At 52.3% G+C, this 23,201-nt stretch carries 22 protein-coding genes; 13 read left to right on the forward strand and 9 right to left on the reverse strand.

Annotated features, from left to right (window positions below; all coding sequences use genetic code 11):
• The first annotated feature begins 214 nt into the window (after positions 1-214).
• The 8 genes from OEZ10_04420 (at position 215) to OEZ10_04455 (ending at position 6,365) form a co-directional block, all read left to right on the forward strand.
• Positions 215-814, forward strand: a complete 600-nt coding sequence (locus tag OEZ10_04420) for a YIP1 family protein (protein MDH5632221.1) — start codon at positions 215-217, stop codon at positions 812-814.
• A gap of 50 nt (positions 815-864) precedes the next feature.
• Positions 865-2,280, forward strand: a complete 1,416-nt coding sequence (gene ccoN, locus OEZ10_04425; protein ID MDH5632222.1) for a cytochrome-c oxidase, cbb3-type subunit I — start codon at positions 865-867, stop codon at positions 2,278-2,280.
• Between the two features lie 12 nt (positions 2,281-2,292).
• Entirely contained in the window at positions 2,293-2,907 is a 615-nt protein-coding gene (gene ccoO, locus OEZ10_04430; protein MDH5632223.1) for a cytochrome-c oxidase, cbb3-type subunit II, read from the forward strand.
• A 2-nt stretch (positions 2,908-2,909) separates the two neighbouring features.
• Positions 2,910-3,062, forward strand: a complete 153-nt coding sequence (locus OEZ10_04435) for a cbb3-type cytochrome c oxidase subunit 3 (GenBank protein MDH5632224.1) — start codon at positions 2,910-2,912, stop codon at positions 3,060-3,062.
• An 18-nt stretch (positions 3,063-3,080) separates the two neighbouring features.
• The gene (ccoP, locus tag OEZ10_04440) at positions 3,081-3,989 is read left to right on the forward strand and encodes a cytochrome-c oxidase, cbb3-type subunit III (GenBank protein MDH5632225.1); all 909 of its coding nucleotides are present in this window, start codon (positions 3,081-3,083) and stop codon (positions 3,987-3,989) included.
• A gap of 98 nt (positions 3,990-4,087) precedes the next feature.
• A complete protein-coding gene (locus OEZ10_04445; GenBank protein ID MDH5632226.1) occupies positions 4,088-4,357 on the forward strand; it encodes a hypothetical protein in 270 nt (89 codons plus the stop codon).
• A gap of 88 nt (positions 4,358-4,445) precedes the next feature.
• Entirely contained in the window at positions 4,446-5,849 is a 1,404-nt protein-coding gene (gene ccoG, locus OEZ10_04450; GenBank protein MDH5632227.1) for a cytochrome c oxidase accessory protein CcoG, read from the forward strand.
• A gap of 9 nt (positions 5,850-5,858) precedes the next feature.
• Positions 5,859-6,365 (forward strand): FixH family protein, encoded by a 507-nt coding sequence (locus OEZ10_04455; protein ID MDH5632228.1) that lies wholly within the window; start codon positions 5,859-5,861, stop codon positions 6,363-6,365.
• A gap of 96 nt (positions 6,366-6,461) precedes the next feature.
• On the opposite strand, the gene OEZ10_04460 is transcribed toward OEZ10_04455, so the two are convergent.
• Positions 6,462-6,656 carry a hypothetical protein gene (locus tag OEZ10_04460; protein MDH5632229.1) on the reverse strand — a complete coding sequence of 65 codons (195 nt, stop codon included), beginning with the start codon at positions 6,654-6,656 and terminating at the stop codon, positions 6,462-6,464.
• A 323-nt stretch (positions 6,657-6,979) separates the two neighbouring features.
• A complete protein-coding gene (locus OEZ10_04465; protein MDH5632230.1) occupies positions 6,980-7,138 on the reverse strand; it encodes a hypothetical protein in 159 nt (52 codons plus the stop codon).
• 495 nt (positions 7,139-7,633) lie between these two features.
• Here OEZ10_04465 and nirB point away from each other — a divergent pair, with 495 nt between their 5' ends.
• The 4 genes from nirB (at position 7,634) to OEZ10_04485 (ending at position 13,103) form a co-directional block, all read left to right on the forward strand.
• Positions 7,634-10,072 (forward strand): nitrite reductase large subunit NirB, encoded by a 2,439-nt coding sequence (gene nirB / locus OEZ10_04470; protein ID MDH5632231.1) that lies wholly within the window; start codon positions 7,634-7,636, stop codon positions 10,070-10,072.
• A 30-nt stretch (positions 10,073-10,102) separates the two neighbouring features.
• Positions 10,103-10,432, forward strand: coding sequence for a nitrite reductase small subunit NirD (nirD, locus tag OEZ10_04475; protein ID MDH5632232.1), 330 nt, complete (start codon positions 10,103-10,105; stop codon positions 10,430-10,432).
• A 78-nt stretch (positions 10,433-10,510) separates the two neighbouring features.
• Positions 10,511-11,332: a formate/nitrite transporter family protein gene (locus tag OEZ10_04480; GenBank protein ID MDH5632233.1), complete on the forward strand. Its 822-nt coding sequence runs from the start codon at positions 10,511-10,513 to the stop codon at positions 11,330-11,332.
• A gap of 49 nt (positions 11,333-11,381) precedes the next feature.
• Positions 11,382-13,103 carry a bifunctional protein-serine/threonine kinase/phosphatase gene (locus OEZ10_04485; protein ID MDH5632234.1) on the forward strand — a complete coding sequence of 574 codons (1,722 nt, stop codon included), beginning with the start codon at positions 11,382-11,384 and terminating at the stop codon, positions 13,101-13,103.
• Between the two features lie 43 nt (positions 13,104-13,146).
• On the opposite strand, the gene OEZ10_04490 is transcribed toward OEZ10_04485, so the two are convergent.
• From OEZ10_04490 to OEZ10_04505, 4 genes are all read right to left on the reverse strand, one after another.
• On the reverse strand, positions 13,147-14,859 hold the full coding sequence (locus OEZ10_04490; GenBank protein ID MDH5632235.1) for a bifunctional metallophosphatase/5'-nucleotidase: 1,713 nt from the start codon (positions 14,857-14,859) through the stop codon (positions 13,147-13,149).
• Positions 14,860-15,014: 155 nt separating this feature from the next.
• The gene (locus OEZ10_04495) at positions 15,015-15,437 is read right to left on the reverse strand and encodes a DsrE family protein (GenBank protein MDH5632236.1); all 423 of its coding nucleotides are present in this window, start codon (positions 15,435-15,437) and stop codon (positions 15,015-15,017) included.
• Positions 15,438-15,531: 94 nt separating this feature from the next.
• Positions 15,532-16,116: an ankyrin repeat domain-containing protein gene (locus OEZ10_04500; protein ID MDH5632237.1), complete on the reverse strand. Its 585-nt coding sequence runs from the start codon at positions 16,114-16,116 to the stop codon at positions 15,532-15,534.
• Between the two features lie 199 nt (positions 16,117-16,315).
• On the reverse strand, positions 16,316-17,986 hold the full coding sequence (locus OEZ10_04505; GenBank protein MDH5632238.1) for a winged helix-turn-helix domain-containing protein: 1,671 nt from the start codon (positions 17,984-17,986) through the stop codon (positions 16,316-16,318).
• 391 nt (positions 17,987-18,377) lie between these two features.
• On the opposite strand from OEZ10_04505, the gene OEZ10_04510 reads away from it, so the two are divergent.
• Positions 18,378-19,427, forward strand: a complete 1,050-nt coding sequence (locus OEZ10_04510) for a thioredoxin fold domain-containing protein (GenBank protein ID MDH5632239.1) — start codon at positions 18,378-18,380, stop codon at positions 19,425-19,427.
• A 228-nt stretch (positions 19,428-19,655) separates the two neighbouring features.
• Here OEZ10_04510 and OEZ10_04515 read toward each other — a convergent pair whose 3' ends face one another.
• From OEZ10_04515 to OEZ10_04525, 3 genes are all read right to left on the reverse strand, one after another.
• Entirely contained in the window at positions 19,656-21,191 is a 1,536-nt protein-coding gene (locus tag OEZ10_04515; protein ID MDH5632240.1) for an ATP-binding protein, read from the reverse strand.
• Between the two features lies 1 nt (position 21,192).
• Positions 21,193-22,011: a phosphate/phosphite/phosphonate ABC transporter substrate-binding protein gene (locus tag OEZ10_04520; GenBank protein ID MDH5632241.1), complete on the reverse strand. Its 819-nt coding sequence runs from the start codon at positions 22,009-22,011 to the stop codon at positions 21,193-21,195.
• A gap of 621 nt (positions 22,012-22,632) precedes the next feature.
• Positions 22,633-23,019, reverse strand: a complete 387-nt coding sequence (locus tag OEZ10_04525) for a hypothetical protein (protein MDH5632242.1) — start codon at positions 23,017-23,019, stop codon at positions 22,633-22,635.
• Positions 23,020-23,201: the final 182 nt, after the last annotated feature.

The following is a 23,201-nucleotide window of genomic DNA, read 5'->3' on the forward strand; positions in this document are numbered from 1 at the left end:
TGATTGGTTAGAATCTGTGTTCCTTTTGCGAATTACGATATACTTAAGAAATTAATAATATACTAATTTGCTCAGGATAAGCCAGGAATACCAAAGATGGAGGGAGTGTGGGTTGTTTGTAATACCTCTCCCGACCATAATCCAAGTGTAGTCGCGTAGAGATTCCATTATTTAACACAAACACTTAGCTGCCTAGAAACGGGGAGATTTATTTATGCTGCAACATGTTTGGGGATTATTTGCACATCCGGAAGAAGAGTGGAAAGACATCCGGAAAGAGGACTGTTCAATCGGGCGTTGCTATTGTTCTCATGTTTTGACGCTGGCGGCCATTCCGCCAATCGCCGGTTTTATTGGTACTACGCAAATCGGTTGGCGCATCGGTGGTGGTGAAATTACTACGCTCAGCACAAACAGCGCCTTGAGCATCTCCATTCTGTACTTTATTACCATCCTTGTCGGAATTTTTTCCATCGGCAAGGCCATCCACTGGATGGGCAAAACCTACGGCGCCAACGCCGAGTTACCCCGCGCTATTGGCCTGGCCGCCTACACGGCGACCCCGTTATTCATGGTCGGCCTGATGGGGCTCTATCCTATCCTTTGGTTAAACCTGATTATTGGTCTGCCGGCCCTGGCCTACACTGTTTATCTTCTCTATCTTGGTGTGCCCATCATGATGGATATCTCCCAGGAGCGCGGTTTCCTGTTTTCCAGCGCCGTGTTGGCAGTCGGCCTGATTGGCCTGGTAGCAATGATGGCGGCCACCGTCATTCTCTGGGATGTCGGCGCCGGACCACGGTTCCTGGGCTAGCACAGTTTTACCTATTTCGTTTTAACACTTAACCAATAATCGGGGGGCATATGGCCACTCAAGATACCTACAACTATAGCGTCGTAAGACAGTTTGCAATAATGACTGTTATATGGGGCATCGTTGGCATGGCCGTGGGCGTGTTTATCGCTGCGCAGATGGCATGGCCGTTTTTAAACTTTGATATTCCATGGCTGACTTTCAGCCGCCTGCGTCCGCTGCATACCAATGCAGTAATTTTTGCTTTTGGCGGATCAGCCCTGTTTGCGACATCTTATTATGTAGTGCAGCGTACCTGTCATGCCCGTTTGTTTGGCGGCAACCTGGCAGCATTCACGTTCTGGGGCTGGCAGCTGATTATCGTGCTGGCAGCGGTTACCCTGCCCCTGGGTTACACCACATCCAAGGAATACGCTGAGCTGGAATGGCCAATTGATATCCTGATTGCCGTGGTCTGGGTGTGTTATGCCATTGTATTCTTTGGCACGGTAGCCAGGCGCAAGACCCCGCATATCTATGTCGCCAACTGGTTCTTCGGCGCATTCATTATTACTGTTGCCATACTGCACATATTCAACAGTGCTGCGCTGCCCGTGAACATGATGAAGTCCTACTCTGCCTACGCGGGTGTACAGGATGCGATGATTCAGTGGTGGTACGGTCACAATGCCGTAGGCTTCTTCCTGACCGCCGGCTTCCTGGGCATGATGTATTACTTTATTCCCAAGCAGGCGGAGCGCCCGGTGTATTCTTACCGTCTTTCGGTGGTGCACTTCTGGGCCCTGATCTTTACCTATATCTGGGCCGGTCCGCATCACCTGCATTACACCGCGTTGCCGGACTGGACCCAGTCCCTGGGTATGGTGTTGTCGCTGATCCTGTTGGCTCCCAGCTGGGGTGGCATGATCAACGGTATCATGACCTTGTCCGGTGCCTGGGAAAAACTGCGTACGGACCCGATCTTGCGATTCCTGATTGTGTCCGTGTCCTTCTACGGCATGTCGACCTTTGAAGGTCCGATGATGTCCATCAAGACCGTTAATGCGCTGTCCCACTTTACTGACTGGACTATCGGTCACGTACATTCCGGTGCTCTCGGCTGGGTAGCAATGATCTCCATGGGTTCAATGTACTACCTGATCCCGCGCCTGTTCGGTGTAAAGATCTACAGCCTGAAGCTGGTCGAAGTTCATTTCTGGCTGGCTACTATCGGTATCGTGCTGTACATCACTTCCATGTGGGTATCCGGCGTGATGCAGGGCCTGATGTGGCGCGCAGTAAATGCAGACGGCACGCTGACCTACAGCTTTGTTGAAAGCGTGCAGGCCATGCATCCGTACTACATCATCCGTTTCCTCGGTGGCGCGTTGTTCCTGCTGGGCGCAGTTGTCATGGCATACAACGTCTGGCGTACCATTGAAAAAGGCAAGCCGGTCGAAGCACCGATTCCGGCTCCGGCACACTAAGGAGATCGAGTCATGGCACAAGGTCACGAGAAAATTGAAAAAAACCTGGGTCTGATGATCATCCTGGTTATCCTGGTAATCAGTGTTGGCGGCCTGGTCCAGATTGTTCCGCTGTTTTTCCAGCACTCAACTACAACCCCGGTCAAGGGTCTGAAGCCTTACGAGGCGTTAAGTCTTGCCGGTCGCGATATCTATGTTCGTGAAGGTTGTTACGTATGTCACTCACAAATGATCCGCCCGTTCCGTGCAGAAACCGAACGTTATGGTCATTACTCTGTCGCCGGCGAGTTTGTTTACGATCGCCCGTTCCAGTGGGGTTCCAAGCGTACCGGTCCTGATCTGCATCGCGTCGGTGGTCGCTACTCCGATGACTGGCACCGCATTCACCTGATCAACCCGCGTGAAGTGGTCCCTGAATCGATTATGCCGGGTTACCCGTGGCTGGATACCACGCCGGTTGATGCCAGCGATATCAGCAAGAAGATGGAAGTATTGCGTACGCTGGGTCACCCGTATTCCGATGAAGAGATTGCCGCAGCTCCCAAGGCCCTGGAAGGCAAGACCGAACTGGATGCGCTAATTGCATACCTGCAGGGCCTCGGTACGGCTATCAAGGCAAGGAGATAATTATGGATATGAACCTGATCCATTCTATCTGGACTGTCGCCGTGCTGGTGATCTTTGTCGGCATTGTTATCTGGGCCTGGAGCGGATTTAACAAGCAGTCATTTGACGAGGCTGCCAATATCCCGTTCGACGATGATGACAATATCAATAGCTAAGAATCGGGGAGAATAACGATGGCTGATTTTGTAAGCGAATTCTGGAGCTGGTTTATCATTGTCCCCACTGTTGGCGGCATTGTTGCCATGTTCTGGATCAACATGTGGCTCAACGCCAAGCCGGGTGAACTGGATGGCAAGCCCATGTCCCACAAGTGGGATGAAGACCTGGTGGAACTGAACAACCCGCTGCCCAAGTGGTGGCAGAACCTGTTCTATGCCACCCTGGTATTCAGTTGTATTTACCTGGTGCTGTACCCGGGACTGGGCAGTTTTGAGGGCATCCTGAAAACCACCAATGTAAAACGTTACAACCAGGAAATGGCTGACGCCGAAAAGACCTATGGCCCGCTCTATGAAGGCTACCTGGCGCAGGATATTCGTGCGCTGGCAGCCAATGGCGAAGCGATGAAAACTGCGCGTCGCCTGTTTATGAACTATTGCACGGTTTGCCATGGCTCTGATGCCGGTGGCGCACCGGGTTTCCCGAACCTCCGTGATACGGACTGGCTGTATGGTGGCGAGCCCGACATGATCAAGGCTTCCATTATGCATGGCCGCCAAGGCAGCATGCCGGCATGGGAAGCCGCACTGGGTCGCGAAGGCGTTCTGCAGGTGTCTGAATATGTATTGAGCCTCAGCGGTCGCCGCGTAAATGCCAATGCCGCTGAGTTGGGTAAAGTAAAGTACCAGCAGATGTGCGTGGCTTGTCACGGCGGCGATGGCAAGGGTAACCCGGCCATGGGAGCACCCGACCTGACTGACAATATCTGGTTGTATGGCGGATCACAGAAGACCGTTATGCAAAGTATTGCCGCGGGTCGATCAGGCAAGATGCCGGCACACAAGGAGTTCCTTGGCGAAGCCAAGTCTCACTTGCTGGCAGCTTATGTCTACAGCCTGTCTGCGGCCAATATTGATCGATAGTCTGGCCTGATCACGGCCCGGTTTTTCGTGCCGGGCCGTGGTGCGCCACGGCAGCTTGTGGCAAACTGGTCGGGATCAAAATACGGAGCCTGACATTCATGACCGATAGCCAGCAGGAAACCCCCCGGATTCAGCGTATTATCGCCATTTTATGGCCTTCTTTCCTGACGGCGGGGCTGGCAACAGGCCTGTTTTTCACCGCATTTGATCCCAATGTACTATTGATGGATACACCGTTTGCCGAGCTGAGCCGGTTGGGAGCCTATACTATTGGTTTCTTTCTGTTCTGGGCGCTGACGATGACCTCATGCCTGCTGACCTGTTACTTCCAGCGACCGTGTGTATTCGGGGACCAGCTCGACTCCTGATTTATTGCGATTTGCCCGTTAGTAGTTTAGCCGTGCCGGCAACATGCCCGGCATCGATAGTGAATTGGTGTTCAAGGATTACCCGCGTATGAGTGGCAATCAAAGCCAGCCGGCCGACATTTCCGAGTCGCTTTACCAGAAGCAGAAAAAAATCTATCCGCGCCAGGTAAGTGGCCTGTTTGCCATGTGGCGAACTATAGCCGCGGTAACGCTGCTGGGTATTTATTATGGTGTACCATGGCTGCAATGGGGCGATCGCCAGGCCGTTTTGCTCGATCTGCCGGAACGTAAATTCTATATATTCGGCATGACATTCTGGCCCCAGGATTTCTTCTGGTTCGCCATGATCCTGGCAATCGCCGCGTTCACGCTGTTTTTTTTCACCACCCTGGCCGGCCGCCTGTGGTGCGGTTATGCCTGTCCCCAGACGGTTTGGACCGAGGCATTTTTGTGGATTGAGCGCAAGATCGAAGGTGACCGTTCAAAGCAGATGAAGCTGGACAAGAGTCCGTGGAACCTGCAAAAGATCCGGATCAAGGCTGCCAAGCACTTTGTCTGGATCGTGTTCGCCGCCTATACCGGCGTCACCTTTGTCGGTTATTTCACCCCCATAACCGGCATGTGGGGCAAGATCACCGCTTTTGAACTGGGACCGTGGGAAACCTTCTGGGTGTTTTTTTACAGTTTCGCCACCTGGGGCAATGCCGGTTTCATGCGTGAGCAGGTATGCATGTTTATGTGTCCGTACGCGCGCTTTCAGAGCGCCATGTTCGACAAGGACACGCTGGTGATTTCCTATGACAAGGCCCGTGGCGAACCGCGTGGATCGCGCAAACGCGGCAGTGATTACAAGGAAAAAGGCCTGGGAGACTGTATCGACTGCACCATGTGCGTCCAGGTTTGCCCGACCGGAATTGATATTCGCCGCGGTCTCCAGGCCAATTGTATCGCCTGTGCTGCCTGCATCGATGTATGTGACGATGTTATGGACAAGGTCGGTTACAGCAAGGGACTGATTCGTTACACCACCGAAAATGCGTTGGAAGGCAAGCCGGTACACATCCTGCGACCGCGCGTGTTTGTCTACGCCAGCCTGTTGATTGCCATCATGTCCGGTGTGGTTTGGGGTATCAGCACGCGCATTCCGCTGGAGCTGGACGTCATTCGTGACCGCAACACCCTGTATCGCGAAACCATGGAAGGATTGATTGAAAATGTCTATACGCTGAAGATTCTCAATATGGATGAAGTCGAGCACGAGTATGATCTTGCCGTGTCCGGCATCGAGGGCATGAAAATGACGCTGACCCGCGACCGGATTCTGATCCCGGCAGGCGAGGTGGCAGAATTGCCGTTGTGGCTTCGTGTTGACCCGTATGACCTGAAAAAACGCAGCACCATGATCAAGTTCCACCTGACCGCCAGGGATAATCCCAGGCTGACCGCGGTTGAGGAAGGTCGCTTCCTTGGCCCGACGAATTCCGGAAGATAGGTTCAAATTATGATAAAGAACGACTCTGCACCCTGGCATCGCAATCCGTATGTCTGGATGATTATCGCCATCCCCATGTCAGCCGTGGTGTTTGGTATCTATATGATTACCGTGGCTATCAAGACGAATGACGGCCTGGTGGTAGATGACTATTACAAGAAGGGCAAGGAAATCAACCTGGTGCTGGATCGCGACGTTCGCGCGACCGAACTGGGTCTCAGTGCAGAAATCGTCCTGGACATGGAAAAGCAGCTGGTTCGGGTGAGGTTGGGCGGTCGGCAATTGCCCGGTGCCAATGAAACCGTGTCGCTCAACTTCCTCAATGCCACCCGTGCAGGAATGGACCGGAAAATGCTGCTGTCGCCGGCGCCTGGAGGTGAGCTGGTTGGGCAATTGTTGCCGCTTGAGGAAGGCGTCTGGAATATTGAGCTGGGTAGCAGGAGTTGGCGCCTGACCGGTCGATACAAGACGCCCGGTGACTCACAAATCCAGCTGCTGGCGGAGCGACAACAGTAACCGGTTTTGCGCCAGTCCGCCGGCCATGAAACAGAAAGCCCCGTAAACGGGGCTTTTTTGTGTTCAATTCCCGCTTGGGACGATACCGCGTCAGAATCATGAAGTGGCGCAGCTCATATCCTGGCCGCAGCACATGGGCGATTTGATTTTACCGTGACCATTCGGGCACTTTGAAATCTGCACCTTTGCCCCGTCTTCAAGGGTAAGCGAGTCATTCTCCAGGGGCGCGTCGCATTTTGCGCAGCTGGCGTTGACGGACATGCCGCAAACTTTGCATTCATAGGTTGCCATAGTGTCTCCTTGGTGATGATGGTTGTGCCTGACTGCTTTATCAGGAACGTCTTGCCCGAACTTCGCGCCGGCCTTTCAATGTAACGCATGTCCGGACCAGGATAAACATTAACCTGTCATGGGAAATGGCCGGATTAGGAAAGACGGCGCTCAGATCGCCGTCGGCGCCTGCAGGTTTTCCCGGGATGGCTTGAATCCGCGCTTGATTGCCTTGCTGTGTATCGCCGGTATCTCCAGGAGTTTTGACAGGATCCGGTACTTCAGGCTGTTGGGCCAAGTGTGCCATCTCTGGCCGACAAGGGTGTGCCCGTTTTCAGCTGCTGTCAACGCCAGGCCGTCACATCAATAAAGTCGCCCTCAAAAAACTCGATATCCGGTTGCCGGTTTTCCTGGATCGAAACCGTGCAGCCGGTGAACCGGGCATCGATATAACCATAAACAGCAATATTGATGCGGCCCCGGCGCTGTAATCGGCCGACCATTGCTCGTCCGGGGTTCCCGGCGTTGTCGCCACCAGCGTTCGTTGCCGCTTAATTCGTGAAGCATTTCGCGATAACCCGAGTCGAGATCAGTGCCTACGACCGCTTCATACAGCGAGCTGAAAAGATAGGTGTGATCCATCACAACGTTTCCCGATTGGTGCATTGAGCATTCTGGAAGTGTTCGCGCACATCTGTCGCGCAGGCAATTTGATGTTGTAGTGCTTCGATATGGTGCGTGAAGCCCTGCAGTGCACTGCCGCTGTGCGTGACCGTGCGGGAGGTGTGTTGGCGGGTTACTGTAACTGATTGATATGCATCATTTTCTGATACTGGCACGGTGATTGCAATTTTGAAAAATAAATAAAACCGGGAACGCCGTATCAAAACGAGCTTGCCGGGCCGGGGAACTGTTTCCGGGCATTGAAGGCAGTTTTTAATTGAAAAATAAGTGATGCCGGTTTTCCCGACGGCAAGGGAAGTTAAGGAAGTCAGAGTATGAAGAAAGAAAAACTGGTGTTAATCGGTAACGGCATGGCCGGCGTGCGAACGCTGGAAGAACTGGTAAAACTTGCGCCGGATCAATACGACATAACGGTAATCGGTGATGAGCCGCATACCAACTACAACCGAATCATGCTTTCCCCGGTACTCGCTGGCGACAAAGCCTTTGACGATATCATCTTGAATGACGCCAACTGGTACAGCGAAAACAATATCAGCCTGGTATCCGGTGATGCTGCGACCACTGTTAACCGCGTTACCCGAACCGTTATTACCCGCAGCGGTCTTGAAGCGCCTTACGATAGATTGTTAATCGCAACCGGCGCAAGGCCGTTCATTATCCCGGTGCCCGGACATGACAAGAAGGGGGTGATAGGTTTTCGTAACATCGCTGATGTTGAATACATGTTGTTATCTGCCAGATCATCGGGACATGCCATAGTCATCGGTGGCGGGCTTTTGGGTCTCGAAGCGGCAAACGGGCTTCTGAAATGTGGCATGCGGGTAACGGTGGTTCACCTTATGGGCAGCCTGATGGAACGCCAGCTTGATGAGCCGGCCGCAAGCCTGCTGAAGACGTCGCTGGAAGGTCGCGGCCTCGAATTCAAAATGGAGGCGCAAACCGCAGAGATCATCGGCAGCGATCATGTAGAAGGCATACGATTTTCTGACGGCTGCGAAGTCAAGGCTGATCTAGTGGTAATGGCTGCGGGTATTCGACCCAACTTTGAGATTGCCGAAGCCGCGGGAATTCACTGCGAGAAAGGCATTGTTGTGAACGATACCATGCAGACCTTTGACCCGCGTATTTATGCGGTGGGTGAATGCGTGCAGCATCGAGGAACGTGTTACGGCCTGGTTGCGCCGCTTTTTGAACAGGCTAGGGTAGCCGCCAATCACCTGGCCAATATCGGTATCTCGCGTTATGAAGGCTCCATTACCTCGACGAAGCTCAAGGTGACAGGAATCGAATTGTTCTCGGCTGGTCAATTCAACGAGGCTGATGGCGATGAAACCCTTGTGTTTAAGGATGAGGCATCAGGCATATACAAAAAGCTGGTATTGCGTGACAACCGCATAAAAGGAACCGTCATGTACGGCGATACCCTGGACGCCAGCTGGTATTTCCAGATGATGCGAGAGATGACGGATGTCGCCGCTTTCCGCCGAACTATCCTGTTCGGCCAGCATGATCTGGGTGATGCCGGCCACGGTGATGCCGCACGCATCGCACTGCTTGGTCCTGAGGCAGAGATCTGTGGATGCAATGGTGTCTGCAAGGGAGATATTGTTGATGCCATTGTCAAAAAAGGATTGTTCACGCTTGAAGAAGTGCGTGCCCATACCAAGGCATCAAGTTCGTGTGGATCGTGCACTGGCCTGGTGGAGTCAATCCTGGCCAGTACTGTTGGCGAGGGCTACAGCGCGACGCCAGGCAAAAAACCCATGTGCGCGTGCACGGAGCATAGTCACGACGAGGTTATTGCCTCGATCAGGAATTACAACCTGAAGAGCATGAACGCAGTTCGACATTTCTTTGAGTGGAAAACTCCTGATGGCTGCGCCAGTTGCCGGCCGGCCCTGAATTATTACCTGTTGGCCGCCTGGCCTGGTGAATATGCAGATGATGCGCAGTCACGTTTCATTAACGAGCGTGCACACGGCAATATCCAGAAAGACGGAACCTATTCTGTTGTGCCAAGAATGTTTGGTGGATTGTGCACGCCGTCGGACTTGCGTGCCATTGCTGATGCCTGTGACAAGTACATGGTACCGGAAATGAAAGTCACCGGTGGCCAGCGTATCGACTTGTTCGGCGTAAGGAAAGAAGACCTGCCGGCAATGTGGAAGGACCTGTCCGATGCCGGCCTGGTTTCGGGTCACGCCTATGGCAAGGCAATGCGAACGGTCAAAACCTGCGCTGGCAGCAACTGGTGTCGATTTGGTACCCAGAATTCGACTGGTCTCGGTGTAAAGCTCGAGAAGCTGACTTGGGGCTCGTGGATGCCGCACAAGTTCAAGCTGGCGGTATCCGGGTGTCCGCGCAACTGTGCCGAGGCTACGATCAAGGACTTTGGTGTGGTCTGTGTTGATTCCGGGTACGAGCTTCACGTCGGCGGCAACGGCGGCATCAAGGTGCGCGTCACTGACCTGTTGTGCAAGGTTGAGAACGAGGATCAGGTGCTCGAATACTGTGCTGCCTTTGTTCAGAAATACCGCGAGGAGGCCCGCTACCTGGAGCGTACCGCGCCCTGGATCGAGCGTGTCGGACTGGAGCATATCAAGGACGCATTGTTTGACGAGGATCAGCGCCGGGAGCTGGCTGCGCGGTTTGTGGAGTCACAGAAATATTCCCAGGTTGATCCATGGAAACAGCGCGCAGATGGAGCTGCGGCGCATGAATTTAACAAGATCGAAATCAGTGCAGCCTGATCGATATGCGAAGAAAACGAGGTGTTGAAGATGAAGAACTGGATAGATATTGCCGCGCTGGACGATATTCCAAAGCTGGGCGCACGCGTGGTGAAAACGGATACCGTTGATATCGCTGTATTCCGTACTGCCGCGGACGTCGTGTTTGCGCTCAAGGATGAATGTCCTCACCGAAAGGGTCCGTTGTCACAGGGTATCGTTCATGGCAATACAGTGACCTGTCCGTTGCATAACTGGAAGATAGACCTGGGTAGTGGTGAGGCAAAGGGGCCAGATGAGGGCTGTACCCACACCTACCCGGTACGCGTAGAGAATGGAAGGATCTTCCTTGGAGCGGAATTGCATGGGGAGGCGGTTTGACCAAAACATGTTTGTCGTTGTCTGTATTTTTGTCATGTTTATCGGAAATCATTTAACTGGATTGAAAAGGGATTAGTTATGTCTTATCTGGAACCTAGCGAATTTGTAAGCAAGATGGTGGATCAGGGTGAATCAAAAGTATACATGTCAACAAGGGATACTCTGATTCGCGCGTTTATGGCGGGAGCCATACTTGGCCTTGCCGCCGTGTTCGCCATTACCGTCGCGACAAAAACAGGGTCTCCCCTGGTTGGCGCGATACTTTTCCCGGTCGGGTTTATCATGCTGTACCTTATGAAGTTTGACCTGCTTACCGGCGTATTCACACTTGTGCCGTTAGCGTTAATAGACAAGCGCCCCGGGGTTACCTTCGGCCAGGTGATGCGAAACTGGGGACTTGTTTTTGTCGGCAACTTTGCCGGCGCGTTGGCAACGGCTTTCATGATGTCTTTCATCCTGACATACGGATACAGTACCGATGGCGGGGCGCTTGCCGAAAAAGTGGCAAAGATTGGCGAATCGCGAACCCTGGGTTATATGACTCACGGCGTCGATGGCTGGCTGACCATTTTTATTAGAGGCATGTTATGTAACTGGATGGTCTCCATGGGGGTTGTCGGCGCGATGATTTCCACTTCTGCCAGCGGCAAGATGATGGCCATGTGGATGCCGGTAATGCTGTTCTTCTTTATGGGTTTTGAGCATTCAATCGTGAACATGTTCCTGTTCCCGTTCTCCATGATCATGGGTGGGAATTTCACATTCACTGAATACATTCTGTGGAACGAGTTGCCGACCGCGCTGGGCAACCTGGTTGGTGGTTTCCTGCTCGTGGGATTGCCGTTGTACTACACCCATGTTCGTACCAGCCCTGATCGTGTGCTGAAACGGGCGGCCTGATCAATACAGGAAGATGCCAACCCCGGGTTGCGGGGTTGGCAACCAAACCATGTCCGCATCACTGAAAATTGCTGTTGGCCAGTATTCTGACAAGGGCCGAAAGCCGGTAAACCAGGATTTCCATGGTGTTACCATACCGGCGGAACCGTTGCTGGCGGCGAAGGGTATTGGTATTGCCATAGCCGATGGTATCAGCAGCAGTGAAGTCAGCCAGGAGGCAAGCCAGACCGCGGTGAAGGGATTTTTTGCGGATTATTACAGTACGCCGGAGTCCTGGTCCGTGAAATCGTCGGCACAGCGGGTGTTGTTTGCAACGAACTCCTGGCTTTATTCGCAGACGCGGAACGGACCGTATCGGTACGATATCAACCGTGGATATGTCTGCACATTCAGCGCATTGGTATTCAAGTCCAGGGCGGTGCATGTCTTTCATATCGGCGATGCGCGGATCTACCGGGTTAGTAACAATCGCCTCGAACCACTGACAGATGACCACCGCCTGCAGGTATCCCCGGAGCAAAGTTATTTGTCCAGGGCGCTGGGTATGCGCGATCGTGTTGATATAGACTATTCGTCACTGGATGTTGAGACCGGGGATACATTTATCCTGGCGACGGACGGGGTGTATGAATATGTTTCCGAATCGTTTGTTATTGAACAATTGCGGTGTCGGCCGGACAACCTCGACCTGGCTGCGCGACAGATAGCAGAAGAGGCGCTGCGAAAAGGCAGCAAGGATAACCTGACCATACAGGTTGCGCGCGTTGATCAATTGCCTGACCCGGGAATTAATGAACTTCACAAGCAGGTGTCAGCGCAACCGTTTGCCCCGGAACTTCGACCGAGGATGCAGTTTGATGGCTACGAAATTGCGCGCGAGCTGCACAGCAATCACCGCAGCCATGTATACCTGGCGACGGACACGGAAACCGGGGAGCGGGTCGCGCTCAAAGTGCCTTCCGTGAGCCTGAGAGCCGATCCATTCTTTCTCGAGAGTTTCCTGATGGAAGAGTGGGTTGCCCGGCGTGTTGAAAATGCCCATGTGCTGAAGCCGTGCAAGCTTACGAGAAAACGAAACTACTTGTACAGTGTAACCGAGTATATAGAAGGCTGTACGCTGGCACAGTGGATGAGGGACAATCCACAACCTGATGTGGAGCTGGTCAGGGGTATTGTCGAACAGATTGTACGTGGACTACAGGCGCTGCACAGGCAGGAAATGCTGCACCAGGATCTGCGCCCGGACAATATTATGATCGACCGCTCCGGTACCGTAAAATTAATTGATTTCGGATCAGTGCGGGTTGCCGGCGTTGCGGAAATCGCCATGACAACGGAGCGGCAACATATACTTGGTACTGCCCAGTACACGGCGCCGGAATATTTCCTGGGAGAGCCGGGTACGTTCCGGTCGGACCTGTTCTCCCTTGGCGTAATTGCCTACCAGATGCTGTCAGGCCGGTTACCCTATGGTGCGGCGGTGGCCAGGGCTGCCAGCCGTACGGCGCAACGCAAGCTGGCGTATCAGCCCATAGCAGGCGCAGACCACGGCATACCCGCCTGGATAGACGGCGCACTACGCAAGGCGGTCAGTATCGATCCCCTGACCCGGCATGATGTGCTGTCGGAGTTTGTACATGATTTGCGTCACCCCAATCCCCGATACCTGAGACAGGAACGCGCGCCGTTACTGGAACGAAACCCGGTGTTGTTCTGGCAGGGTGTGTCTTTGTGCCTTGCCTTGATGGTTATCTACCAGGTTGTTTCATGATGGCTTGCGTTTAATGCAACCGAAAGTTGTGGCGTTCCCGTTCTTACCTGGTCAATTGCAACCTGTTATTGCGATCCAGTCTTCCATGGTACCGGTAGTTGACGGGGTTCGATAACTCAACCTCGTTTCGACCGGTCTGCTGATTAATATTGTGAAGGTCCGTATGATCACCAAGAATTGTGCCATGATGATCGGTGATACGATGATCAAGTACGGGAGATACCGTTTTTTGCTTCTCAACGTAAGCGATAATTTCCTGGGGGCCTATCTTTCCGGTTTTTCTAACATCAATGGCGTCGGGGCTGTTTCTGAAAAACATATTGAATTCCGCCAATGAATATTGCCTGGCGTCATGGATGATTTCTGTCCCGACTTTCATGGAAACAATGCGTTCCGGGTGCGGCCTGCCAAAATCAACGGCGATTTCGATACCCGAGAAGCGCCACATGTAACCACCGATTTGTTGCAGGGGATCTGCGGATATGACGTTATCTATGGCGTCCTCAAACATTCGCCTCAGATCAGCACCGGTAAAACTCATGAGATATACTGGTGATTCTGTCGGTACAAGGTTATAGATATCCTCCACGGTAATGTTTCCCGGAAGTACGGATGCGCCGTATCGACCGGGTTGGGCGATACTGACATCCTGCATTGTGCGGGCGCGCAAGGCATCGGTGATCAGGTTGTCCGCCGTACTTTGCCAGGTGCCGCTTCGATAGAGCAGCGTCGTGGTTTCGGCGATCACGCGCTGGAGTTCCTTCTCGTAGGGTTCGCGTATCGCATGAATCATTCCTGCTATTTCCGGGTCTTCCCGTACAGAGTCGGCCAGGACAGGGAACAGGGTCTGGTGGAACGCCGTTACGCGTTTGTCGCGCACTTCCAGGTCAAGTTGTCCCAGGTATTTTCCGTGGGAGCCGCTTTGCACAATGATAACACTTCGATTTGACCTGCTGTTGAATACCAGGGTCGGCTTGTATAGCGTGTCGTGTGTGTGAGCACCGACAATGACATCAATGCCAGCCACCAGTTCAGCGTACCTGGTATCGGCCTTCCAGCCCATATGGGACAGCATAATCACGATGTCAACATCTTCGTCGTTGCGCAACCTGTCTATGTCATCCTGGATCTCGCTGACACGCAGCCCGAAACTCCACTGGGGGTGGTCGGTAACCCTGGCCATCCAGTGATAGGTCATGCCGATGATCCCGACTTTCAGGCCGTTGACAGTGCGAACGACGTAGGGCGATGTATTGGGGATAGCCGCTCGCTCACCCCAGTGCTGGTCGTAGATGTTGGCTATCAAAATCGGGAAGTTGGCAGCCGAATGCAGGCGGTGGATGGTTTCTTCATTGTAAAAGAAATCCACGTTGCCAGGAACCATGGCGTCGTAGCCCATGGCGTTCATCACCTCCACGACCGGGGTACCGGCAAGTCGAACTGGTATAACCGTGCCATGCCAGGTATCACCGCTGTCTACAAGCAGCGTCCTGTCCGGAAACTGTTTTCGCTGGCGTTTTACCAGCGTCGCGATGTGGGCAAATCCGCCGGCGCGTCCCTGGGTCCTGGCGCGATCGACAAACAGGTTATCACCTTCTTCCCGGTGGTACAGGGGGCTCAGGTAGCCATGGGTATCGTTTGTCCAGAGAATGCGTAGATGGGGTTCCGGTATCATGTGTGTGCAGGCAACTTGACCAAGAGTGGTCAGCCCAAGTATGAGAATACGCAGCGATTTATCATCCAAGGAAAATTTCATGAATATTGGCACCATATTTCACGCCACAATAATTCCAGTGCGCGGCGGAAAACTGTCGATAACTCGTGTTGTTATACAGTAAAAAAATTACACAGGAGCGGCAGATTGGCGTGGTGCTGCTCCTGTGCGAAGAACATGAAGCAAGCCAATAACACTCAGGGATGAACCAGCATGTAACCCTGGCTTGATAGTTCAAGCATACGGATTACGCCGCCTTCAACAACCTGAACGTTGTCATTAAGTACGGGCTTCTTTCCCGTTTTCTTTGCCATCTTCCTGATGGTCTTGTCGCATGCACTTATTGTGACCCCGCTTGTTTTCAGGCTTTGCACCCGTTCGGCGTTGGCGTTGTCCTTGAGTGCGAGCTTCAGACCGGGACCGAAGGCAACGATTTCTACATCAATTTTGTCCATGCCATAGTGTTTTTTAAGGTTGCTGGCAATGTTGAGCACCATAGCCTGTTTCTCGGGGCTGCCATCGCTTATCTGTAGCATGACCTTGTTTGTTGCCGAGAACGCCGGTGAGCCGAACATAGCCATTACTGAGAACAGCATGATAGCTTTCGTGATTGTTTTCATGGTCATCTCCATACTCCTTGTTGATTTGTCGTAAAAAACACGGTGAACGTCGCACTAAATATCTCCAAAATTCCTGTCGGGCACATTACCGGAATCACGGTTTTTGCCGGTTCTGCTTGCCGGGGATGATGACGCAGCGCTGTGCGGCATGTTTTGTATGTACCTGTTTATCTGGATGGGCACCGGCAGGTGTAACGGCAGCCCGAAGCAGGTTAATGAGATCAGGTCGTTCTTCGGCCGTAGCGCGCATTAACGCGGAGCAGCCGCTGTAATCAAGGCTGTAAATATTGGCGCCGGCGGACAGTAGTGCCTGGAGAATATCCCTGGGTGCCGTCAACGCCAGGTGCAGCGGCGTCGTGCCCGCGTTGTCGGCAATATTTGGCGACGCCCCGGCTGCGAGTAATGCCTGGATTGCGTTGGCATTCTGGTTGCGCACAGCATAAAGCAGCGCGGTACGGCCATGGATATCCCGTTGATTGATAAATTCCAGGCGCACCTGGCTGGCAGGCGCGTCCCGGGAAAGCAATGTCCTGAGCCGCTCGGTATCATTGCTTTGTGCCGCGGCATGCAAGGGGTAGGTATCGATCCTTTTTGCCGGGGCGGACGGAGATGCGGAGAAAATCAACACGGACAGCGCCAGCGTAACGATTAACTCCGGGTTTCGGTTGCGCGGTGTCATGGTGTGGCTCCCTGTGCCGATCCTTGCAATGGCCAAAGTCTGGCAACACGACGTCGGAATATCCCCGCGAAAGGCCGACGGGAACACAACGAAAAACAAACGGGAAAATTAATACTTAAAAACAGGAGCTTGTGTCAGCGCAATTCATACGCTGAACCGGAAGCAGTCTCCATGGGCGCGCCCAGGATGGTGAAGCAGGTCAGTCGGGAACCCCGGCCTCGCGCAGGTCCGACAGCAGCCGCTGGACGATATCGGGGCGCGAAAAAGGCAGGTTGTCGGAGATCGCGCGCAGGTTGATACCCGGGGTCAGCAGAACCAGTTCGGAGACAATCCAGCGGGAATCATCGAGCCTGTGCTGGTGCAAGTAGGACGACGCCAGCAGGATCTTGATCATGTAATGGTTGGGATTCCTGGAGTGCGCGGTTTCCAGTACCTCTACTGCCTTGTCATATTTTTTCTGCGTGTAATAGGCGATGGCATAGGCAACCAGGTATTCAAAAGAATAGTGGGGATTGAGGCTGATCGCCTTGTCGTTCAACCTGATCGCTTCCGCTGCCTGGCCGCGATGGCTCTTGATTAATGCCAGCAAACCGTAGCCATCGGCGTAGTTCGGAGCAATTTCTATGGATGTTGTCGCCGCCAGTTCGGCTTCATGAAATTCCCGTCGCGCAAGGTGCGCAAAGCCCAGGGCCCAGTGCGTCTGTGGTGTTGAATCATCCAGCTCAACGGCTTTCCTTGCCAGGATTAACGCGCGGTCGAGTGTTTCCATCGGTGTATCTGTCCAGCCATGGCGGTACCGGGCAACCAGGGCCACGGAAAGTGCTCCGTGGGCCCGGCCATAACCCGGATCCAGCTCAAGCGCCTTATAGTAGGCATCAATGGCCTGTTCAGTTGATTCGGCAGTCAGGATCTTGTACTGGCGCTGCCCCTCCATAAAATGGTCGTAAGCCGCCAGGTTGGCGGTGGATTTCCGGGCGAGGCGCTGTTTTTCCTTGCGCGTGAGTTTTACTGCCAGTGCGCTGACAATATTTCTTGTTACGTTATCCTGAACCGAAAAATACTCGTCTATCTTGCGGTCGTATCGCTCGGCCCACATGTTGAAACCGGTAGAAGTATCGATAAGCTGGGCGTTGATCCGCAAATTTCCGCCTTGCTTTTGTATACTGCCCTTTAGAACAAAGCGTACGTTCAGATCCGCGCCCACGCTTTTTGGCAGTACCATCTCATCCTTGTAGCGGAACGCGGTGTTGTTACCCAGTACCCTCAGGTTGGCCATGCGTGACAGGTCAGTGATTATGTCCTCGGTAATGCCGTCGGCAAGCGCCTCACCTTTCGGGTCATTGTTCAGGCTGACAAACGGAAGAACAATAATAGAGGGCACGTTTGACTCGGAATGGGTACCCGTTGTTCCGAACCAGGACAAGGTCAACGCCAGTCCTGCCGCCAGGGCGATGCCGAGAAGGGCAGGTGTCATTGATACCCGGATTTTGTACCAGGCCGTGGGTTCGCGTATGGATGGACCCGATCGGCTTTCGCGCTGAAGATCCATTTGCACGGGGGCGATGAGCTGGTAGCCTTTCTTGGGAACGGTGACAATATATTGAGGCTGTCTGGCATTATCCTGGAGCGCTTTCCTCAGCTTGATAACAGTGTTGGTGACAGCATCGTATCCTATCAGGGCGCCATGCCAGACATCGTGCTCAAGGGTTTCGCGTGATATCACTGATCCGGGATTGCCGGCGAGATACACCAGTACTTCCATGGCCTTGGGTTCCAGTCGTTCCGTGATCCCGTTCCGTGTTACCAGGCCTTCGGCAGGCGAAACGTCCCAGTCCCCGATCCGGAATACGTTGTTTATACTGTTATTCATGACTGTCCACCATCCCGACTGACTCTGTAGTCAGTAATCGCTTGATATATTCTGTCCTGATGAAGCAGGTACGATTTTCACGGTATGAGTAGGTTAATGAACTAACCCTTATTAGTTGGTACCATTATTTGATAATTATAGTACCATACTTTTCACAGCATGTTTTATTCCGGAAACGTCATGTTTCATGGCGTTTTTTCATTTATCGTACTGCCAGGTTGCTCTGGTGCAGAAGGAATCGACAGGACACCGGTTCGTTAGACAGCAGCGCTGAATGGTGTGCGCAGAATGCCGAGCAGGATATCAGTGTGCGCTTGACGGAGCCCGGTTGCCTGGCATGTCCGCATAATTATGGCACAATGACAGTGCGGCCAACATTGGAGGATAGGCCATGAAATCAGTTATCAAAGCCATATCGGCTGTAATCGTTGTAAGTGTATTCGCTATATCCGGATCATTGTCGGCGGCTGGTTTCAAAGACGGCGAAATAAAGCGGATTCATTACCCGCAGTGGTTTGTCAATGACCCGTTCTATGATCTGCAGGGTGCCACAGCGCAGGCGCAGGCATCCGGAAAACACGGAATCATGGTGCTGTTTACCACGCAGGGGTGTTCATATTGCAGTGTATTTATCAAGGTAAGCCTGGGGAACCCGGAAATCGCCGCCGAGGTTAAAAAGCACTTTGTGCCCGTGGGCATGGAAATTTTTGATGACGTCGATATGATCAGCCCGGCAGGAAATTCCTTGCCTATCAAAACCTGGGCCGGGGAGCAAGGCGTAGAGTTTTCGCCGACACTGCTGTTTTTTGATGATCAAGGGGAGCGTGCATTGCGGGTAATCGGTTACCAGTCTCCCGAGCGGTTCAGGGCGATCATGAAATACGTCACGCAGAAGCGGTATGCGAAAGAAACACTGGCGCAATATTTTGCAGCCCAGGCAAAACCAAAGCCGGCTGCTGCTGGTGCAGAGCTGAAACATGACCCGATGTTCATCAGCCCGCCCTACAACCTGGACGACCGGAAGAAAATTGAACTGCCCCTTATGATCCTGCTTGAGGAGCCCGGCTGCGATCAATGTGACAACTTCCACGATACCGTGCTGGCTGACGAGGAGGTTCGTGGCAGGCTTTCGCGGTTCGAAGTTGCCAGGCTGAATGTAACTGATGACCACTCTGTCGTGGTGACGCCGGAAGGCAGGAAAACCACCGCTGCAAAGTGGTACAAACAAACCGGTTTCAGCCGGGTACCGGCACTGCTGTTTTATAACGAGATCAACCGGGAGGTTTTGAGCACGGACGCCCTGGTCCAGAAAAACCGAATGCTTAACGCCGTGGATTTTGTTCTTCAGCGTGCCTATGAAAAGAACTGGACATACCAGATGTTCGCCAGGTCGCAATCACTGGAGCGGGCAAGGAAGCGTGCCGAGGGGCAGAACAAATGATCGATTAATGCAAGGGAACCGGCCGCGCAAAAAGGAATTTACTTTGAATCCCGACGCCGGAACCGGGAACCAGGAAACGACGGCACAAGTTCTGTCAAACAGGAATGATGTGGCTGAACCTGTTCGATTTCCTGTTGGATGTGTTAAATATTTAAAGTTGGTATCAGGGCCTGTCCCTGGCCAATACTCCAGGTCAAGGAAAAGCGGTGGCTCCTGGCCTGAAGACAATCAGCCAATCTTGCTCTGGTTCCCGATTCTGTTGGTGCCAGGCAACTCTATCCAGAAGGTGCTGCCTTGGCCCGGCATGCTGATAACGCCGATTTTTCCGTCCATCAATTCCACCAGGCTTTTGGAGATTACCAGGCCAATGCCTGCGCCTTCTACATTCACCGTGGGATTTAACCGGTGAAACGGTGAAAACAGGCTTTCAACCTGTGTATCGGTCATGCCTTCACCGTCGTCGGTAACGGATATTCTCAGGGTGTCGGGGGCAGTGAATTCTTGGGTAATGCGGACTTCTCCACCATCCCTGTTGTACTTGACAGCGTTGGACAACAGGTTGATCAGTACCTGTTTCAACCGGGAGAAGTCAGCCAGGACCTGGCATTGATGGCCGTTGGTGTTATCGACCACTGTGATGTGTCGGTGGTTCGCAAGTTGCCGTATTAACGGGAGACAGTCATCGATTATTTCGCCGACCGAAACCGGCTCCAGGAATACCTCCATTTTTCCGGATTCGATCTTGCCCAGATCCAGAATTTCATTAATTAGAAAAAGCAGATGATGTCCGGCCTTTAAAATCTCGTCGAGATTTTCCTGTTGCCCTTCATCGAGTCGGCCTTCTTCCAGGCCCAGGACCTGGGCAAAACCCAGTATTGCGTTCAGCGGTGTGCGTAATTCGTGGCTCATTCGGGACAGGAATTCGGATTTTACCTGGCTTGCCCTAACAGCCTCGTTTTTAGCAGCTTCCAGTTCCCGGGTCCTCTCGGCGACCCGATGTTCAAGCATCAGGTTGTGTGTCTCCAATAACTCCTGTTGTTGCTTTATTTGGCCGGAAGCCCAGTTGAGGGAGTTCATCAGTGCGCTAAGTTCCGAGGTTGTGCTGTGCAGGGTAATCGTGTTGCCCCGCCCTTGTGGCAGGTTTGCCGAGAAATCAGTCAAGACCGCTAGAGAGGCCAGCCGTAACCTGAGAAAAAAAATCGTGGTCAAGGATGTGACTAATAGTATTGATACTCCAATTGCGAGAATTTCCAGAATTATCTGGTATTTGAATGATTGTATATTGTCGTCGCCGGAGGTGATAGACATCCAGGCCACTATTTGCCCGGAAAAGGAGACCGGCACGCGGACTAACAGGCTGCCGTCCGACGTGTAATTTGCATGCTCGGTGTCAAAATCCGGGTCGGCGATTCCGTAGCGATACGTGGGAATCATGTTCCCGTCTTTTGATGCCTCCAGCTCGATTAGAACCAGGCCGCGGGGACTGAAAATTGTTATGAGATCGATTTCGTCAAGACCGCCAAGCGCAGACAATTGCTGTTCGACAACAACGTAATTGTTCTCGTAGACATCAAGATTGATAATCGTGGCGATACTCCTTGCCAATCCGGTTATTCGGACTGTTTTGGACGCCTCCGTATTTCGTACTTGCCGGTTATAGTCAATAAAGCCAATAACAACTATAGCGATCGTATAGGTCGCTATAAATATTAGTGTCAATTGTGTGCCAAGAGTGTACTTGCTCAGCTGATGATTCAAGGACATATCAATCAATGAGATCCTTGTACATATTTCGCACCAATGGCTCGATTTTCCTGTAATCCCGATTGTAGTCGGCGACAACCGGCTTCTGCAGCTTGATAGTTTTGAGAAGCTGTTTCCCGTTGTCACTTTTTTCCATGTTCAGGATGGCATTCTGAATTGTACGACGTATTTTTTCAGGTACCCCGGGATGTACCATAATGGGATGTGACTTCATGCCAGGTGTGACATATATGGTTTTCAGTTGATCCCTGAGCCTGACCTGTTCGCTCTCCAGTGTCCTTTTAATCCCGCCACCAGCGGATGCAGTTCCGATTAATACAGCGCGATAGGTATTGTCATGAGAGGCTGTATATACAGGGTTATAGGAAATCCCGAAGTCGGACTTGATTATAGATTGTATATACAGGGATGCCGCGAACGCATTTTTGTCAGGAAACGCGATGGTTTTTCCGGCGAGTTGCCTGATATCGGTAATACCGCTGTCTTTTTTAACGACGACTATTCCCTCGAGGAGCTTTCGCCCGCTTCGAATTATCGGTATATAGCCGTGCCTGATGTGTCCGACGACCCCGTACCCGGGATTGCCATAATAAAAATCGACGGCACCATGCCGAATATCTCTTTCAAAGTCATTTCGTTCCGTGTACACACGAAGTGAAATCGCAACACCGGTGCTTTCGGAAAGTTTTTGGACAAACGGCGTCCACTGTTGCGACGTAATCCGCGCGGCCAACTGGGGTGCCCGCGCAAATACCAGCTCTTCCTTGGCGGAAACTGTAAAAGCGGATATTAATAGACTGAGAATAACCAGAATTTTCATTTTTGATTTCCTGCGCCATCAGGCAGAACCGGGTAAAGAAACGGACTTTTATCAAATATTAATCATATATAGTGTATTTTTGCACAAAGATAAAAACCCGGCACTTAAGAAATGCGTTAACTATTGTGAATATATAGGTTTTAAAAAATGTGGAGATAGCCACCACCGTGAACCGAAGGACCGCCGCCATGTTGTATGGAATACGACAATTCACATTATAGATGGCAGATTGAATATATGGATCTACTGATAAAAAGCTGGTATGCACAAGCGCAACCAAAATACCGGCATTTTAGTCATTCAATAACAATCGGGTGACGGAGACGCCGGAAGCGAAGAACCAGGAAGGGAGTTCGTGGTAATACAGTTTTGTGTTTGACCGGTCTGGGTGGTTCTTTCGGGCTGCAAGAAGCACCTGTTGTCCGGAGCCAGTGATAATGAAACCGGGCGGAAGGCGCTTGTAGCCAGAACCTCGAGCAATAGCCTCAAGCGTGTCGCCGGATTTGTCCATGTGTCCAATGGAGAATCTCGCACAGAGACAAAAATGACACCGGCTCATAAGCCGGATCGGGAATTGTCATGTCTCGATTTTCATTACGGGCGGGGACAGTCATTATATTGCTACAACTTGTCTGGTTTGGCGGAAAATCCCTTGTTGTCCTTGCCTATAAGGTTGCACAAAATATTGCCAGGTTGGCGAACATTAGCGGTGTTTCTGTTACCGACCACGTTGCAGGCAGTAATTGAAACACCCGTGCCAAGGTTCAGCGTGTTGTCAGAACCAGTCACATTAAACGCGCTGATACTGGCGTCAATGTTTATGGTATTGCGGGAGCCGACAATATTCACAGCATCAATGTTGCTGTCGGCAAGGGTTATTGTCTGGCCTGACACGATCAGGTTTCGGGTATTGTCAGCAACTGAAGATGATGATGTGGTGGAGGTAAAGTGGTAGATCACCGCAGAAAGTGCAATCGCGACGGCCGCGATAGACAGTATTTTGATCATATGTAATTCTCCGAAAACCGTGATCGATTCAGCCTCGACAAGCCGTGGTGACGACTGCTGATTATGACACTTACTTTGAGTGTACGGGTTTAAAGGATCGCAATATAGGCTGTCAAACCAGAAGCAACCCCAGGGTCGGACTCCATTATCTGCTTTGGGTTGCCTCCTTGTGAACGGCATTA

This window comes from Gammaproteobacteria bacterium (assembly GCA_029880545.1).
Classification (GTDB): domain Bacteria; phylum Pseudomonadota; class Gammaproteobacteria; order Acidiferrobacterales; family SZUA-150; genus JAOUOD01.

Excerpts from the sequence above, each read along its gene's own strand:
- OEZ10_04485 (MDH5632234.1), top strand. The coding sequence starts at position 11,382 with ATGTCCGCATCACTGAAAATTGCTGTTGGCCAGTATTCTGACAAGGGC.
- OEZ10_04420 (MDH5632221.1), top strand. The coding sequence starts at position 215 with ATGCTGCAACATGTTTGGGGATTATTTGCACATCCGGAAGAAGAGTGG.
- OEZ10_04460 (MDH5632229.1), bottom strand. The coding sequence starts at position 6,656 with ATGGCAACCTATGAATGCAAAGTTTGCGGCATGTCCGTCAACGCCAGC.
- ccoO (MDH5632223.1), top strand. The coding sequence starts at position 2,293 with ATGGCACAAGGTCACGAGAAAATTGAAAAAAACCTGGGTCTGATGATC.
- OEZ10_04520 (MDH5632241.1), bottom strand. The coding sequence starts at position 22,011 with ATGAAAATTCTGGTTATTCTCAGTCTATTAATATCCGCTTTTACAGTT.
- OEZ10_04465 (MDH5632230.1), bottom strand. The coding sequence starts at position 7,138 with ATGGTCGGCCGATTACAGCGCCGGGGCCGCATCAATATTGCTGTTTAT.
- OEZ10_04480 (MDH5632233.1), top strand. The coding sequence starts at position 10,511 with ATGTCTTATCTGGAACCTAGCGAATTTGTAAGCAAGATGGTGGATCAG.
- ccoP (MDH5632225.1), top strand. The coding sequence starts at position 3,081 with ATGGCTGATTTTGTAAGCGAATTCTGGAGCTGGTTTATCATTGTCCCC.
- OEZ10_04445 (MDH5632226.1), top strand. The coding sequence starts at position 4,088 with ATGACCGATAGCCAGCAGGAAACCCCCCGGATTCAGCGTATTATCGCC.
- OEZ10_04510 (MDH5632239.1), top strand. The coding sequence starts at position 18,378 with ATGAAATCAGTTATCAAAGCCATATCGGCTGTAATCGTTGTAAGTGTA.
- OEZ10_04505 (MDH5632238.1), bottom strand. The coding sequence starts at position 17,986 with ATGAATAACAGTATAAACAACGTATTCCGGATCGGGGACTGGGACGTT.
- OEZ10_04455 (MDH5632228.1), top strand. The coding sequence starts at position 5,859 with ATGATAAAGAACGACTCTGCACCCTGGCATCGCAATCCGTATGTCTGG.
- OEZ10_04495 (MDH5632236.1), bottom strand. The coding sequence starts at position 15,437 with ATGAAAACAATCACGAAAGCTATCATGCTGTTCTCAGTAATGGCTATG.
- nirD (MDH5632232.1), top strand. The coding sequence starts at position 10,103 with ATGAAGAACTGGATAGATATTGCCGCGCTGGACGATATTCCAAAGCTG.
- OEZ10_04490 (MDH5632235.1), bottom strand. The coding sequence starts at position 14,859 with ATGAAATTTTCCTTGGATGATAAATCGCTGCGTATTCTCATACTTGGG.
- OEZ10_04515 (MDH5632240.1), bottom strand. The coding sequence starts at position 21,191 with ATGTCCTTGAATCATCAGCTGAGCAAGTACACTCTTGGCACACAATTG.
- OEZ10_04500 (MDH5632237.1), bottom strand. The coding sequence starts at position 16,116 with ATGACACCGCGCAACCGAAACCCGGAGTTAATCGTTACGCTGGCGCTG.
- nirB (MDH5632231.1), top strand. The coding sequence starts at position 7,634 with ATGAAGAAAGAAAAACTGGTGTTAATCGGTAACGGCATGGCCGGCGTG.
- OEZ10_04525 (MDH5632242.1), bottom strand. The coding sequence starts at position 23,019 with ATGATCAAAATACTGTCTATCGCGGCCGTCGCGATTGCACTTTCTGCG.
- ccoN (MDH5632222.1), top strand. The coding sequence starts at position 865 with ATGGCCACTCAAGATACCTACAACTATAGCGTCGTAAGACAGTTTGCA.
- OEZ10_04435 (MDH5632224.1), top strand. The coding sequence starts at position 2,910 with ATGGATATGAACCTGATCCATTCTATCTGGACTGTCGCCGTGCTGGTG.
- ccoG (MDH5632227.1), top strand. The coding sequence starts at position 4,446 with ATGAGTGGCAATCAAAGCCAGCCGGCCGACATTTCCGAGTCGCTTTAC.